Source organism: Streptomyces sp. NPDC097640 (assembly GCF_040302705.1).
Classification (GTDB): domain Bacteria; phylum Actinomycetota; class Actinomycetes; order Streptomycetales; family Streptomycetaceae; genus Streptomyces.
The window spans coordinates 86,767-101,955 of record NZ_JBEOSB010000022.1 but is presented as its reverse complement, the minus strand read 5'-3'; the positions used below and the strand labels follow the sequence as shown (position 1 = coordinate 101,955).

Annotated in this window: 9 protein-coding genes; 7 read left to right on the top strand and 2 right to left on the bottom strand. The window is 73.6% G+C overall.

The features are described from left to right. Positions 1-68: 68 nt before the first annotated feature. The 7 genes from ABTY62_RS30745 (at position 69) to ABTY62_RS30715 (ending at position 11,827) form a co-directional block, all read left to right on the top strand. Positions 69-704, top strand: a complete 636-nt coding sequence (locus ABTY62_RS30745) for a YigZ family protein (RefSeq protein ID WP_352132680.1) — start codon at positions 69-71, stop codon at positions 702-704. Positions 705-864: 160 nt separating this feature from the next. After that, positions 865-1,299, top strand: a complete 435-nt coding sequence (locus ABTY62_RS30740) for an SseB family protein (protein WP_311729517.1) — start codon at positions 865-867, stop codon at positions 1,297-1,299. After that, positions 1,296-1,937, top strand: a complete 642-nt coding sequence (locus ABTY62_RS30735) for a hypothetical protein (RefSeq protein WP_352132679.1) — start codon at positions 1,296-1,298, stop codon at positions 1,935-1,937. Before ABTY62_RS30740 ends, ABTY62_RS30735 begins: the two co-directional genes overlap by 4 nt. Positions 1,938-2,040: 103 nt before the next feature. After that, on the top strand, positions 2,041-6,705 hold the full coding sequence (locus tag ABTY62_RS30730) for a putative T7SS-secreted protein (RefSeq protein WP_352132678.1): 4,665 nt from the start codon (positions 2,041-2,043) through the stop codon (positions 6,703-6,705). Between the two features lie 5 nt (positions 6,706-6,710). After that, positions 6,711-6,986, top strand: a complete 276-nt coding sequence (locus ABTY62_RS30725) for a CPCC family cysteine-rich protein (protein ID WP_352132677.1) — start codon at positions 6,711-6,713, stop codon at positions 6,984-6,986. 165 nt (positions 6,987-7,151) lie between these two features. After that, positions 7,152-8,309 (top strand): exonuclease SbcCD subunit D, encoded by a 1,158-nt coding sequence (locus ABTY62_RS30720; RefSeq protein ID WP_352132676.1) that lies wholly within the window; start codon positions 7,152-7,154, stop codon positions 8,307-8,309. Then, positions 8,306-11,827: an AAA family ATPase gene (locus ABTY62_RS30715; protein ID WP_352132675.1), complete on the top strand. Its 3,522-nt coding sequence runs from the start codon at positions 8,306-8,308 to the stop codon at positions 11,825-11,827. The genes ABTY62_RS30720 and ABTY62_RS30715 overlap by 4 nt, the downstream gene beginning before the upstream one ends. Before the next feature lie 96 nt (positions 11,828-11,923). Here ABTY62_RS30715 and ABTY62_RS30710 read toward each other — a convergent pair whose 3' ends face one another. Both ABTY62_RS30710 and ABTY62_RS30705 read right to left on the bottom strand, forming a co-directional pair. After that, positions 11,924-13,630, bottom strand: a complete 1,707-nt coding sequence (locus ABTY62_RS30710; protein ID WP_352132674.1) for a DUF885 domain-containing protein — start codon at positions 13,628-13,630, stop codon at positions 11,924-11,926. 101 nt (positions 13,631-13,731) lie between these two features. Continuing rightward, positions 13,732-15,003 carry a GNAT family N-acetyltransferase gene (locus ABTY62_RS30705; RefSeq protein WP_352132673.1) on the bottom strand — a complete coding sequence of 424 codons (1,272 nt, stop codon included), beginning with the start codon at positions 15,001-15,003 and terminating at the stop codon, positions 13,732-13,734. Positions 15,004-15,189 lie beyond the last annotated feature (186 nt).

Sequence of the window (15,189 nt, the reverse complement as noted above, 5' to 3'; positions counted from 1 at the left end):
GGCAACCAACACGGGCCCCGGGCCATTCCCCCGGCGATCTCCGTAAGCCGAAGGCATAGGGTGGTCCGATGCAGGAGCGGTACCGGACGGTCGCGCGCGCGGGCGTGCACGAGATCGAGATCAACAGATCGCGCTTCCTCTGTTCGCTGGCGCCCGCCGCGACCGAGCACGAGGCCCAGGAGTTCATCCGGCGCGTCCGCGACGAGCACCCCTCCGCCAGCCACAACTGCTACGCCTACGTCATCGGCGCCGACGGCGGCGTCCAGAAGGCGAGCGACGACGGGGAGCCGGGCGGCACGGCGGGGGTGCCGATGCTCCAGATGCTGCTGCGCCGGGAGATGCGCTACGTCGTGGCCGTCGTCACCCGCTACTACGGCGGCGTGAAGCTCGGCGCGGGCGGGCTGATCCGCGCCTATGGCGGCGTGGTCGGCGAGGCCCTGGACGCGCTGGGCACCGTCACCCGGCAGCGGTTCCGGCTGGCGACCGTCACCGTCGGCCACGAGCGGGCCGGACGGCTCGAGAACGACCTGCGGGCCACCGGCCGCGCGGTGCGCGGCGTGCGCTATGCCGAGGCGGTGACCATCGAGCTGGGGCTCCCCGACGCGGACGTCGACGCCTTCCGCGGCTGGCTGGCGGACGTCACCGCGGGCGCCGCCGCCCTCGAGCTGGGCGGCGAGGCGTACCAGGACGCCCCGGGTGACTGAGACGTCGTTTGTACGAGGTTTGCAACAGTGGACGACGCGATCCCGGATCATGAGACCCTGCGAGGGTACGGTGACCTGGGATGTCGTTGATGCACACAGCTGGTGAACACGGTTGGTGAACACGGCTGATGAACACAGGTGACACGGGAACGGGGGGCCCATGGAACTGGCAGAGCACATAGCCGCGGTGCGCGCGGGTGCGGGTGATCCCGCCGCGATGGTCGGCGAGTTCCGGCGCACGGCCGTCCTGGTGCCGGTGGCCGATGACGGTTTCATGACGGCCGAGTACGGCGGCATCCGCTGGATCTACGCCTTCACCGACGAGTCCGCGCTGGCCCGCTTCGCCACCGCGCGCGGCTCCGCCCCGGGCCAGGAGTGGGAGTACGCCGCCGTGCTCGGCGCGCGGCTGCTGGATGTGATGGTTCCGGAGATGGGCCGCCCCGCGGGCGTCGCGGTGGACGTGGCGGACGAGGACGGGTCGATGATGTTCCCGCCGGTGCGCGGGATCGTCCCGGACGAGGTCGCGGTGGACATGGACGACGACGGGGCCGACGGCGGGGTCGGCGGCGAGCGGGCACAGGGGGCCGGACAGTGAGCAACGACGGGGATCTCAATGTCGGCAAGGAGTCCGTGGACCTGATCACCAGGGGTCTGCGGGCGGCGATCAGCGAACTCAAGGACGTCGGGGACAACACCGGCGCGCTTCAGGGCTCCGGGTTCTCGGACATGACGATGTCCAAGATGGAGGCCGGGGGCAAGGGCCTGGCCGATGCCTTCGAGGGGTTCTGCGACCGCTGGGAGTGGGGCGTCCGGGCGCTCGTCCAGGACGCGAACGAGATAGCCAACCGGCTGGGCCTGGCCGCGGGTCTGATGTGGGAAGAGGACCAGTACTGGGGCAACACCCTGAAGGTGACCGTGAACGCCCTCTCGCCGACCGGGAATCCGCACCTGACGGAGGAAGAGGTCGCGCAGCAGGGCTGGGGCGACATCTTCACCCCGGACATGCCGGACTACAGCGCGGCGTCCTGGGAGCGGGCCGGTGACGAGATGGGGCAGACCTGGAAGGACACCGGGCGCGCCCTGCTCACCGAGGGCAACGGCGGAATCCGCACCGACATGATGAACGACCTGCTCGGGGTCGACGACCAGCAGTTCAACCAGCAGCTGGACGACACCTTCGGGCCCTCTCCCGAGGAGCGCGCCCGGCAGCAGGAGCAGCAAGGGGGACAGTAGCGGCTGCTGCCCGCGGCACGACACAGCACACAAGACGGCACAGCAGTACGACAGCCACGGCAAGGCGGCTGGCACATCCACGCTGATCGGGGGATAAGCGTCCATGGGGCTTGGGGATTTCGTTCCGGACTCGTTGGAGGACTGGGTCGAGGACCGGGTGGAGGACGTCGGTGAGGCCATCGACGTCGCCGGGGACTGGACGGCGGACCGGCTGGATGATGTCGGCTGGGAGAGCGGTGCGGACTGGGTCCGGGACAAGACCGATTCGGCGGCGAACGCGCTGGGCGCGGATGTCGACGAGATGCAGTTGGGTGAGTCCGAGGATCCGAAGAAGCTGGTGCACGGCAGTCCGGACAAGCTGCGGACCACGGCGGGTCATCTGAGGGATTTCCAGACCGCGTTCGACAATGTGGGCAAGGGGTTGCAGGGGCTGGACGCGGCTCATCTCAAGGGCAAGTCGGCGGATGCTTTTCGGGAGAGTGTGTCGGTCGAGCCGAAGAAGTGGTTCACGGCGGCGGACGCGTGCGAGAAGGCGGCCGGGGCGCTGGACAGCTTCGCGGGGACGGTGGAGTGGGCGCAGAAGCAGGCCGAGACCGCGATCGCGCGTTATAAGAAGGGCAAGAAGGCGTCGGATGATGCGCGATCGGCGCACAACGACAAGGTGTCGGCGTACAACACGGCGGTGGACGCGTACAACGCGAAGCCCGCGGACAAGCGTGACAAGTCGACGCTGCCGGAGAAGCCGGGGGAGTTCCATGACCCGGGGACGGCGGATGTGCAGGCCGCGCAGGACATTCTGAAGGAGGCGCGGCGGCAGCGGAACGAGGCGCAGACAACGGCGAAGGCGGCGGTGGAGACGGCGCGTGACAAGGCGCCGGCCAAGCCCTCGTACGCCAGGCAGCTGATGGACGGTGTGGACGGGCTGAACCTGGACGCGTCGCACTTGGTGGGCGGCATCGTCAAGGGGACCGTCGGCATCGCCAGCTTCGCCCGGCAGCTCAACCCCCTGGATCCGTACAACATCACCCACCCCGCCGAGTACGTCACCAGTCTCAACAACACGGCCGCCGGCCTGGTGCGTGTGGCCAACGACCCGTGGGGGACGTTGGGCGGCATGTGGGACACCTTCCAGAAGGACCCGGGTGAGGGGATCGGCCGGCTGGTGCCGGAGCTGATCGGCACCAAGGGCCTGGGTGGTGTCAAGAAGGCCATGGGGCTCGGCAGGCGGGCGGCGGAGGTGAAGCCGCCCGGCCGCGCCCATCTGAACGAGAACGGTCCTGAGGGACCGTCGACGCCCAACCGGAAGAAGGAGAAGGAAGGTTCGGACCCGATCGACTTCGCCACGGGCCGGATGTTCCTGCCGCAGCGGGATGTCGCCCTGCCCGGCGTGCTGCCGCTGGTGTTCCGGCGTCAGGTGGAGTCGGGCTACACGGCGGGCCGGTGGTTCGGCCCGTCGTGGGCGAGCACGGCCGACCAGCACCTGGAGATCGGCCCGGAGGGCGTGGTCTTCGTCTGCGAGGACGGGCGGCTGCTCGACTACCCGCACCCCGCGCCCGACCTGCCCACCCTGCCGAAGGCGGGGGTCGCGCGCTGGCCGTTGGAGCGCTCGCCGGAGGGGGACGCGTACACCGTCACCGACACCGACGCCGGCCTCACCTACCTCTTCACCGCTCCTAGGGACGGTGCCGACGGGATCGCGCCGATCGAGGAGATCCGCGACCGCAACGGCAACCGGATCGCCTTCCACCACGCCCCCGACGGCACGCCCACGGACATCGTCCACTCGGCGGGCTACCACCTGAAGTTCACCACCGAGGACGGCCGGATCACCGCCCTGTGCCTGTCCGGCGCCGCGTCCGACGGCTCGGATCTGACGCTGGTGCGCTATGGCTACACCGACGGCAACCTCACCGAGGTCGTGAACTCCTCCGGTCTGCCGCTGCGGTTCGAGTACGACGACGAGCGCCGGGTGATCTCTTGGACGGACACCAACGACCGCCGCTACGACTACGTCTACGACAACCGCCACCGCTGCATCGCCGAGGGCGGCACCGAAGGCCATGTCTCCATCCGGGTCGACTACCACGGTGTCGACCAGCGCACCGGCCACCGCATCACCACCGTCACCACGGCCGCAGGCCACACGATGAAGCACCTGGTCAACGACGCGTGCCAGGTCGTCGGCCGGATCGACCAGATGGGCGCCCGCACCCACACCGAGCACGACCGCCATGGCCGGATGCTGGCCCACACCGACGCTCTCGGCCGCCGGATCGGCTACGCCTACGACGGGCACGGCCGGCTGGTGGCCGTCACCTACCCCGACGGCGGGCGGTCCAGCGCCGTGTACAACGACCTGGGCCTGCCCGTCTCGATCACGGAGGTCGACGGGTCCACCAGGACGAAGGAGTACGACGAGCGCGGCAACCGCACCGCCGACACCGACCCCACCGGGGCCACCACCCGTTACCGCTACGACGAGCTGGGCCGGCTCACCTCGGTCACCAACGCCCTGGGCGAGACCTCCCAGGTGCGCTGTGACGCGGCCGGCCTGCCGGTGGAGATCACCGACGCGCTCGGCGCGACCACCGGCTACGAACGCGACGCGCTCGGCCGCCCGGTCACCATCATCGACCCCCTCGGCGCGACCACTCGGCTGGAGTGGTCGGTCGAGGGCAAGATGCTGCGCCGCATCCGCCCGGACCACACCGAGGAGGTGTGGACCTACGACGGCGAGGGCAACTGCACCGACCACGTCGACGCGGCGGGCGGGGTGACCACCTACGAGTACACCCACTTCGACCTCCTGGCCGCCCGGACCCAGCCCGACGGCACCCGCTACGCGTTCGAGCACGACGCCGAGCTGCGCCTGACCAAGGTCACCAACCCGCAGGGGCTGACCTGGGCCTATGAGTACGACCCGGCGGGCCGGCTGGTGTCCGAGACCGACTTCGACGACCGCACGACGGGCTATGAGCACGACGCGGCCGGCCAGTTGGTCTCACGCACCACCCCGACCGGGCAGAGCATCGCCTTCCGACGGGATGTGCTCGGCCGCATCATCGCCAAGGACACCGACGGACACACCACCACCTACGGCTACGACGCCGCCGGACACCTGGTCTCGGCCGCCGGCCCGGACGCGGAGATCGTCTTCCGGCGCGACCGGGTCGGCCGGGTGAAGTCCGAGCTGGTGGGCGACCGCGTGCTGACGTACGCGTACGACGCCCTGGGCCGCCGTACCCGCCGCACCACCCCCAGTGGCGCCACCACCACCTCCGCGTACGACGCGGCGGGCCACCGCACCACCCTCACCGCCTCCGGCCACACCCTTGCCTTTGAATACGACGCCGCGGGGCGCGAGGTCACCCGCCACATCGGGGACGAGCTCTCCCTGTCCCACCTCTGGGACCCGGCGGGTCGCCTGGCCGAGCAGTCCCTGGCCGGCCCGACCGCGGGAACGGTGCAGCGCCGCGCGTACAGCTACCGGGCCGACGGTCATCTGGTCGGCGTGGAGGACCAGTTGCGCGGCCACCGGTCCTTCGAGCTGGACGCGATGGGCCGGGTCACCGCGGTGCACGCCAGGCGGTGGAGCGAGACCTACGCCTATGACGAGGCGGGCAATCAGACCCACGCCACGTGGCCCGCCAGGCACCCTGGCTCGGAGGCGGCGGGCGAGCGCGCGTACACCGGCACCCGCCTCACCCGGGCGGGCCGGGTCCGCTACGAACACGACGCGGCGGGCCGGGTCACCCTGCGGCAGAAGGACCGGCTGTCGAAGAAGCCGGACACCTGGCGCTACGCGTGGGACGCCGAGGACCATCTGACGTCCGTGACCACCCCCGACGGCACGGTGTGGCGCTATCTCTACGACCCCCTCGGCCGCCGTACCGCCAAGCAGCGGCTGGCGGCGGACGGCGAGACGGTGGTCGAGCGGACCGACTTCACCTGGGACGGCGCGATCCTCGTCGAGCAGACCACCACGGTCCCCGGCCGCACCGACCTGGTGAACCTGACCTGGGACCACGACGGGATCCGACCGCTCGCCCAGTCCGAGCGCATCACCGACGCCACCGGGCAGCGCGAGATCGACCGGCGTTTCTTCGCCATCGTCACCGACCTGGTGGGCACCCCCTCCGAACTCGTCGACGAGTCGGGGCAGATCGCCTGGCGCACCCGTACCACCCTGTGGGGCAGCACGACCTGGGCCCGCGGCAGCACGGCCTACACCCCGCTGCGCTTCCCGGGGCAGTACCACGACCCGGAAAGCGGTCTGCACTACAACTTCCACCGCTATTACGACCCCGAGACCGCCCGCTACACCGGCCCCGACCCCCTGGGGCTGGCCCCGGCCCCCAACCCGGTCACGTACGTCCACAATCCCTTCGCCGCGACCGATGTCCTCGGCCTGACACCGGATTACCCGAACGAGCCGGATCCCCAGAAGAGCTGGACCAGCCCGGCCGGGCTGAACCGGCACTTCGTCGATCACGGTCAGGACCTCGGCTACTATCGGCTGGAGGATTACGCGGAAGGCGCCCACGACCTCATGGCGGGCGAGCGCCGGGCCGGTGTACGGGAAAAGGACAGTCTCATCGAGGGCAAGGTCTATCGCTGGGATCCGGAGACCCACGAATACGGTGTGAAGGACCGGAGTACAGGAAAGATCATCACGTACTTCGACAGCTCCATCGACCGCGGCGGGAAGAGCTCGAACGCCTGGGCCCAGAAGTACTGGGACCAGAACACGCCAGGCGTGGAAGAGTGACGGACATGGCGAGAGAGAACGAGAAAGTGGCGACGGACAAGGTCGCCTGCCCCTGCTGCGGATTTCTCACACTCGAGGCCAGAGGGTGGTACGAAATCTGTCCGGTCTGCTGGTGGGAGGACACCGGGCAGGACGACCACAACGCCGACGAATACATCGGCGGCCCCAATCGCGTCACGCTGACCGAGGCACGGGCGAATTTCGCGGAATTCGGCGCCTCCGAGGAGCGCCGGCGCTCCCGGGCCCGGGCACCGCTCCCGGAGGAGTACCCGCCCGGCTGACGCCCGGCGCGGGGGCGGCCCGCGTGCGCCGGGAAAACCGAGGTCCGTGCCGCGCGGGGCACCGGCGGGAGATAGCGTAGGGCCGTACTCGTGCCCGGAACGGAGAGCCGGCGGCGGGGAGTCGGCGACGGGAAGGTGAACGAGCGTGCGGGGCGGGGCCGGGCTGTGAGATTTCTGCACACATCGGACTGGCACCTGGGGCGGTCCTTCCACCGGGTGAACCTGCTCTCCGAGCAGCGGCGGTTCATCGACCACCTGGTCGAGACCGTGCGCGAGCAGCGGGTCGACGCCGTGCTCGTCGCGGGCGACGTCTACGACCGGGCGGTGCCGCCGCTCGCCGCCGTCGAGCTCTTCGACGACGCCCTGCACCGCCTCGCCGGCCTCGGCGTGCCGACCGTGATGATCTCCGGCAACCATGACTCGGCCCGGCGGCTCGGCGTCGGCGCCGGGCTGATCGAGCGGGCCGGAATCCATCTGCGCACCGACCCCGCGGGGTGCGCCACCCCGGTCGTCCTGGCCGATGACCACGGCGACGTCGCGTTCTACGGCCTGCCGTACCTCGAGCCCGCGCTCGTTCGGGAGGCGCTGGGCGCGGAGGCGGCCGGGCACACCGCGGTGCTGCGCGCCGCCATGGACCGGGTGCGCGCCGACCTCGCCACCCGGGCGCCCGGCACCCGCTCGGTCGTCCTCGCCCACGCCTTCGTCACCGGCGGCGCGCCCAGCGACAGCGAGCGCGACATCACCGTCGGCGGCGTCGACTCCGTCCCCGCCGAGATCTTCGACGGCGTCGACTACGCGGCGCTCGGACATCTCCACGGCTGCCAGTCCATCACCGAGCGGATCCGCTACTCCGGCTCGCCGCTCGCCTACTCCTTCTCCGAGGCGCGGCACCGCAAGTCCATGTGGCTCGTCGACCTCGGCCCCGGCGGCGCCGTGGCCGCCGAGCGCGTCGACTGCCCGGTGCCCAGGCCGCTGGCCCGGATCCGGGGCCGGATCGAGGAGCTGATCGGCGACCCCGACCTGGCCCGGCACGAGGACGCCTGGGTCGAGGCGACCCTCACCGACCCCGCGCGCCCCCACGAGCCGATGCCCCGCCTGGCGCGGCGCTTCCCTCACCTGCTGAGCCTGGTGTTCGACCCCGAGCGGGCCCCCGAGGACCCGCTCGCCTCCTACGCACAGCGGCTGCGCGGCCGCACCGACCGGCAGATCGCGGAGGACTTCGTGGCCCATGTGCGCGGCGGACGCGGCCTCGACGAGGCCGAGCGCGCGGTGCTCGGCGCCGCGCTGGACACCGTACGGACCGTGGGGGAGGCGGCGGAATGAGGCTGCACCGCCTCGCCATGACCGCCTTCGGGCCCTTCGGCACCACCCAGGAGGTCGACTTCGACGAGCTGTCGTCCGCCGGGCTCTTCCTGCTGCACGGGCCGACCGGCGCGGGCAAGACATCCGTGCTGGACGCCGTCTGCTACGGCCTGTACGGGCAGGTGCCCGGCGCCCGGCAGGGCAGCGGGCTGTCCCTGCGCAGCGACCACGCCGACCCGCACACCCTCACCGAGGTCGTCCTCGAACTCACCGCCGGCGGACGGCGCCTGGAGATCACCCGCCGCCCCGAGCAGCCCCGCCCCAAGAAGCGCGGCGCCGGCACCACGCGCGAGAAGGCGCAGAGCCGGCTGCGCGAACACCTCCCCGGGGCCGGGGAGTGGAAGGCGCTCAGCCGCTCGCACCAGGAGATCGGCGAGGAGATCAGCCAGCTGCTCGGCATGAGCAAGGAGCAGTTCTGCCAGGTGGTGCTGTTGCCCCAGGGCGACTTCGCCCGCTTCCTGCGCGCCGACGAACTGGCCCGCGGCAAGCTGCTCGGCAAGCTCTTCGACACGGGCCGCTTCGCCGCCGTCGAGGAGCGCCTCGCCGAGCTGCGGCGCGCCGCGGAGAAACAGGTCGTCGGCGGTGACGAACGGCTGCTCGCCCTGGCCCACCGCATGGCACAGGCCGCGGGGCCCGCCCTCGATGCGCAGCAGCTGCCCCACCTCGCCCCCGGCGAGCCGGGGCTGGCCGGCGCCGTCCTGGAGTGGGCCGCCGTCGCCCGTACGACCGCCCGCGAGCGACAGGACATCGCGCTCGCCGCGCTCCACGCCACCGAGACCGCCCACCGGGCCGCCCGGCGAGCGGCCGACGCCGAACGCGAGCGCGCCCGCCTCCAGCGCCGCCACGCCGACGCACGGCACCGCGCCGACGCACTCGAACAGCAGCGCCCCGAGCACGACCTGACCCGCGAGCGGCTGGAGCGGGCCCGCGCGGCCGATGCCGTCGCCCCCGCCCTGGACCTCCACGCGGCCGCCGAACGCGACCACACCACCGCCACGGCCACCGACCGCACCGCCCGCACCCGCCTCGCGGCGGAGCCCGGCCTGGAGCTTCGGCGGACGGCCTCGGTGGACACCCCCGCGCCCGGCGGAATCGGACTCCCGGGGCCGCGCGCCGCGGCGGGTGACGAGTCCGGGCAGCGGGTGCTGACGGAGCCGGGGGCCCGGTGGCGCGCCCACGAGCCGGGTCCGGCGGCTGACGGCGGCGGGCCGCAAGGTGTGGCGCGGCCCGCCCACGGGCAGGCCGACGCGGGGTCCGGCCAGACGGCCCGGGCCGGCGCCGGCACGTCGGGGCTTGCGGGCGCGGACGTCGCGCCGTCGGCCGACGAGGAGCGAACGCCGGGTGTGCCGCCGCGGGCCCACGGGCTTCAGGCGGCGGAGGGCGTGCCGACGGAGGCCGGAGGGCTCGCCGGCGCGCCGGGCGCGGCGGGCGGTGACTCCGGGCGGCCGGGCGCGGCCGCTACGTGCGGAGCGCTCGCGGTGCCGGAGCAGGGCTCCGGGGAGCGTGGTGGGACGCCGGGCGTACCGGACCTCGCGCGCGGCGACGCCGGGTGGCTGGCCGCTGAGGAGCGGCGGCTGCGGGAGGAGTTGGGGTCGCTGGGCGCGGCGTGGCGGGCCGAGCGGCGGGCGGGGGAGGCGGCCGACGAGGTCGCGCGGCTCGACCGGCAGGCGCGTGCCGACGAGGAGGCGATCGAGGAGGCCGGGCAGTGGCTCGCCGGGTGGGAGACGGCGCGCCAGGCGCATACGCGGCGCGTCGAGGCCGCGCAGGAGGCGGTCACTCGGGCCGAGCAGCTCGCGGGGCAGCTCGCCCCGGCCCGGCAGCGGCTCGAGGCGGCCCGGCGGCGGGATCTGGTCGCCGGGCAGGCGGCCGAGGCGGACCAGCGCCTGCTGCGCTCCCGCGAGGAGGCCGCCGCGGCACACGAGACATGGCTGGACCTGAAGGACCGGCGGCTGCGCGGCATCGCCGCCGAGCTCGCGGCGGGGCTGCGCGGCGGCGAGCCGTGCGCGGTGTGCGGGGCGACCGAACACCCGCGCCCCGCGCGCCCGGGCGCGGGCCATGTGGACCGTACGGCGGAGGAGGCCGCGCTGGCGGCCTACCGGCGGGCCGAGGCCGGGCGGGAAGAGGACGAGCGGGGGCGGCAGTCGCTGCGGGAGGCTCTGGCGGGCGCGGAGGCCGCCGCGGGCGGCGGCACGGCGGAGGAACTGGACCGGGCCGTGGCCGACGTGGAGACCGCGCTGACCGAGGCGCGCGGGGCCGGGGCCGACGGCCACGCCGCGCGCGAGGCCCTGGCCCACGCCGAGGAGGAGCACGAGCGGCGCCTGGCCCAGAAGCAGGAGGCCGAGCGCCGCGCCGCGGGGCGCACCTCGCACCGCGAGGCCCTGGTGCGGGAGCGGGCCGCGCTGCTGGCGGACCTGGAGCGGGCCCGCGGCGGAGCCGCCACCGTGGCCGAGCGCGCCGCGCGGCTGGAGCGCCACGCGGGGCTGCTGGCCGGGGCCGCCGAGGCGGCCCGCGGGGCGGAGGCCGCCGCGCGGCGGCTGGCGGAGGCGGAGGCGCGGCTCGCGGACGCCGCGCGCCGCGCGGGCTTCGAGACGCCGCACGCCGCGGCCCGCGCCGTCCTGCCCGCGGCGGACCAGCGCGGGCTGCGGCACCGCCTGGACCAGTGGCAGACGGAGTCCGCGGCCGTCGCGGCGGAGCTGGCCGACCCGCAACTGGCCGCGGCCGCGCAGGAGCCGCCCGCCGACCCCACCGCCGCCGACGCGGCGGCCGAGGCGGCCACCCGGGCGCTGCGCGAGGCGTCGGCGCGGGACGCGGCGGCCCGTACCCGCTGCCAGGAGCTGGACAAACTCTCCGCCCAGGCCGTCGCCGACGCGCGGCGGCTCGCCCCCCTGCGCGACGAGCACGACCGCCTGGCCCGGCTGGCCACACTCGCCGCGGGCACCTCCGCCGAGAACGAGCGGAAGATGCGCCTGGAGGCGTATGTCCTGGCCGCGCGGCTCGAACAGGTCGCGGCCGCGGCCAGCGCGCGGCTGCGGCACATGTCAGCCGGGCGCTACACGCTGGTGCACTCCGATGCCCGGACGGGCGGCCGTGGCAGGTCGGGCCTGGGCCTGCATGTCATCGACGCCTGGACGGGCAGCGAGCGCGACACCGCCACCCTCTCCGGCGGCGAGACCTTCTTCGTGTCGCTCTCGCTCGCCCTCGGCCTCGCCGACGTGGTGACGGACGAGGCGGGCGGCACCCGGCTGGACACCCTGTTCATCGACGAGGGCTTCGGCAGCCTGGACGAGCAGACCCTCGACGAGGTCCTGGACGTACTGGACTCGCTGCGCGAGCGGGACCGTACGGTCGGCATCGTCAGCCATGTCGCCGATCTGCGGCAGCGCATACCGGTGCGGCTTGAGGTGGTGAAGGGCCGGGACGGATCGGCGGTGCGCCACCGTACGGCCGGGGCCACGGCGGGGGCGGGCCGCCGCCCCTGACGCGTCCCCAGGAGCGGCGGGGCGGCCCCAACGGGGCGGGCCGGGACCGACCTCGCCGGGACCGGCCCCGTCGCGGGGCCGGTCCCGGAGTGCCCGTCAGATCGCCGAGAGCTCGGCCACCAGATCGTCCAGGCCCAGTGAGCCCTGCGAAAGGGCCGCCATGTGCCAGGACTTGGCGTCGAAGGCGTCGCCGTGGGCCTTGCGGGCCGCCTCGCGCCCGGCCAGCCAGGCGCGCTCGCCCAGCTTGTAGCCGATGGCCTGGCCCGGCATGCCCAGGTAGCGCACCAGCTCGCTCTCGACGAAGTCCGCGGGCCGGCCGCTGTGCTTGCCGAAGAACTCCTGCGCCAGCTCCGGCGTCCAGCGCTCCCCGGGGTGGAACGGGGAGTCGGCGGGGATCTCCAGCTCCAGGTGCATACCGATGTCGATGATCACGCGCACCGCGCGCATCATCTGCGCGTCGAGATAGCCCAGGCGCCGCTCGGAGTCGGTCAGGAAGCCCAGCTCGTCCATCAGCCGCTCCGCGTACAGCGCCCAGCCCTCCGCGTTGGCGCTGACCATGCCGACCGTGGCCTGGTAGCGGGAGAGCCGGTCGGCCACATGCGCCCACTGCGCGAGCTGGAGATGGTGGCCGGGCACACCCTCGTGGTACCAGGTGGATACCAGGTCGTAGACGGGGAAGCGGGTCTCGCCCATGGTGGGCAGCCAGGTCCGGCCGGGGCGGGAGAAGTCCACCGACGGCTGGGTGTAGTACGGCGCCGCCGCGCCGCCCGGCGGCGCGATCATCGACTCGACCCGCTTGACCCGCTCGGCCAGGTCGAAGTGGGTGCCGTCCAGCGCCTCGATGGCCTGGTCCATGAGCTGCTGGAGCCAGACGCGGGTCTCCTCGACGCCCTCGATGGCCTCGCCGTGCTCGTCGAGGTGGCGCAGCGCCTCCCAGGGGGTGGCGCCGGGGAGGATCTTCTCCGCCTCGGTGCGCATCTCGGCGTGCAGCCGGTGGTATTCGGACCAGCCGTAGGCGTACGCCTCGTCCAGGTCGAGGTCCGTGCCGTTCCACATGCGCGCCCAGGTGCGGTAGCGCTCGCGCCCGACGACATCGGGGGCGTCCTGGACCGCCGGTCCGTACACATCGCGCAGCCAGTCGCGGAGCGCGGCGAGGGCGGCGGTGGCCTCGATCGCGGCCCCGTCCAGCTCGGTGCGCAGCGCGTCGGGGCCGCCGGACGCGAAGTCGGCGAACCAGCCTCCCTCGCCGAGGGGCTGCGCCGTGCCGTCGGCGCCGATCCATTCGCCGAGCTGGCCGACGACCGTGGTCACCTGCCGGGGGCCCGCGGGCAGCTCCCGGCGCAGCCCCTCGGCGAGCGAGGCGCGGTATCCCTCCAGGGCGGCCGGCACGGCGCGCAGCCGCGCGGCGACCGCCGCCCAGTCGTCCTCGGTCTCGGTCGGCATCACGGTGAAGACGCCGCGCACCTCGTGGAGCGGGGAGTGGAGGTTGCTGACGGCCCGCAGCTGCTCGTGAGCCTCGTGCACGGCGAGTTCGGCGGTCAGCCGCTCCCGCAGCAGCCGGGCGCAGCGCCGCTCGCTGTCGCTGTCCGCACCGGGCCGCGTCTCGGCCTCGGCGAGCCGGTCCAGGGTGGTGCGGGCGAGGCTCGCGAGCGCCTCCCGCCCCGCGGGGGAGTAGTCCGGCAGGCGCCGGGCGCTCTCGGGCACCCCCAGGTAGGTGCCGGTGATCGGATCGAGTGCGATGAGGGCGTCGACGTAGGCGTCGGCCACCTGGCGGGGCAGGGATGCGTCATTGGTGTCGGACATGCGGCCATCCTCGTACGGCGGGAGGTGTCGCGTCACGGGCATTGGACGTGACGTACCTGACCGAGATCATCTCGTGCCGGACCGGCCCGCGTCCCCGCCCGCTACGCGCCCGAGGTGGTCACCGCGGGTGAGAGCCGGGCGGTGATGACGAGCGTGCCCTCCTCGATCTGGTAGTCCAGCGGCAGCTCCAGCGCGCGCATCGCCGCGACCATGCCGGTGTTGGCCGACTGGGTGACGGCGTAGACGCATCCGCCCCCCGCCTCCGCGGCCATCGCGACCAGCCGCCGGAGCAGCTCGCCGCCGATGCCCCGCCGCTGCCACTCGTCCTCGACGAGCAGCGCGATCTCGGTCTCGTCCCCGTCCCACAGCAGATGGCCGAGGGCGACCAGCCGTCCGGAGGCGGTGTACGCGGCGAGGGTGCGGCCGAAGCGCGGGCTCAGCAGATGGGTCAGATAGCGGTCGGCGTCGTCGGCCGGGCCGTGGTAGCGCCGGGCGAGCGTCGCGGCCGAGCACCGCTGGTGCATGGCGCGCGCCGCGTCCAGGTCGCGGGTGTCGGCGCGGCGCACGGTGATCTCGTTGCCCTCGGGCAGCGTCAGCACATCGTGGCGGCGGGGCACCCGCGGGCCCAGCCGGGTGTCCAGCTCGACCAGGGCGCGGGCGCGCGCGAACTCGGTCGGGGTGAAGGGGAGATAGGCGCGCTCGACGGTGATCGCGCCGCCGGACGGGTCCCGCAGCCGCATCACGGTCTCCTCCAGCACGCCCTCGACCGGCGGGACGCCGTCCGCCCCGGCCACGGGATGCCTGCCGAGGGACTTGGCGGGCACCGACCGGATGGTGCAGCGGCCGAGCAGCCCGCGCAGCGCGAGGGGGAGTTCGGCGGCGTCCAGGGCGGTGCGGGTGGCCAGGGACAGGATCCGGGTCGGCGCGTCCACCAGGTCGTGGGCGTCGGCCCGCTCGAGCCAGGTGTCGCGGCCGCCCCCGGTGGTGACGGCGCCGGTGAGCTCGGAGGGCGGCAGGCCGGCGGGGGCGCGCAGCAGGAACTCGTCGACGGTGCCGTCGGCCAGCGGGTGGGTCTGGAGCGACAGGATGTCGACCTCGTGGTGGGCGAGCGCCATGCACAGCGCGGCCAGGGTGCCCGGCTCGTCCCGCACGGTCGTCCGCATCCGCCACAGGGTGGTCTCGGCGCTCCGCGCGCCGGTTCCGCCGTTTGTGCTGTGAGCGCCGTTCGTACCGTCCGTGCTGTCCGTACCGTCAGTGCCGTCCGTGACAGGGCCGTTGCCGTGGCGCCGTGACCACCGGGCGGCCAGCTCTACCAGATCGCGCCGCCAGCTGTGGGGGCGCCGGGTGTGGTCGTGAGGGGTCGCGTCGGTCATGCGTACACCCTTGCGGAGGGGTGTTGCGCGATCACGAACGCATTGTGACCGATGGGTTAAGAGGGTATTTGCGACCCGAAACCGTTTTTGTCTGGAATGGAGCGGTTGAAAGGCGGAGCCTGTCAAGACTCGCCGCCGCCACTCAGGGTCTCATGCCGCGCCAATCAGGCTCCCATGCGGTGGGGT

Coding starts and splice junctions, on each gene's coding strand:
- ABTY62_RS30745 (WP_352132680.1), top strand. CDS start 69: ATGCAGGAGCGGTACCGGACGGTCGCGCGCGCGGGCGTGCACGAGATC.
- ABTY62_RS30740 (WP_311729517.1), top strand. CDS start 865: ATGGAACTGGCAGAGCACATAGCCGCGGTGCGCGCGGGTGCGGGTGAT.
- ABTY62_RS30730 (WP_352132678.1), top strand. CDS start 2,041: ATGGGGCTTGGGGATTTCGTTCCGGACTCGTTGGAGGACTGGGTCGAG.
- ABTY62_RS30725 (WP_352132677.1), top strand. CDS start 6,711: ATGGCGAGAGAGAACGAGAAAGTGGCGACGGACAAGGTCGCCTGCCCC.
- ABTY62_RS30715 (WP_352132675.1), top strand. CDS start 8,306: ATGAGGCTGCACCGCCTCGCCATGACCGCCTTCGGGCCCTTCGGCACC.
- ABTY62_RS30710 (WP_352132674.1), bottom strand. CDS start 13,630: ATGTCCGACACCAATGACGCATCCCTGCCCCGCCAGGTGGCCGACGCC.
- ABTY62_RS30705 (WP_352132673.1), bottom strand. CDS start 15,003: ATGACCGACGCGACCCCTCACGACCACACCCGGCGCCCCCACAGCTGG.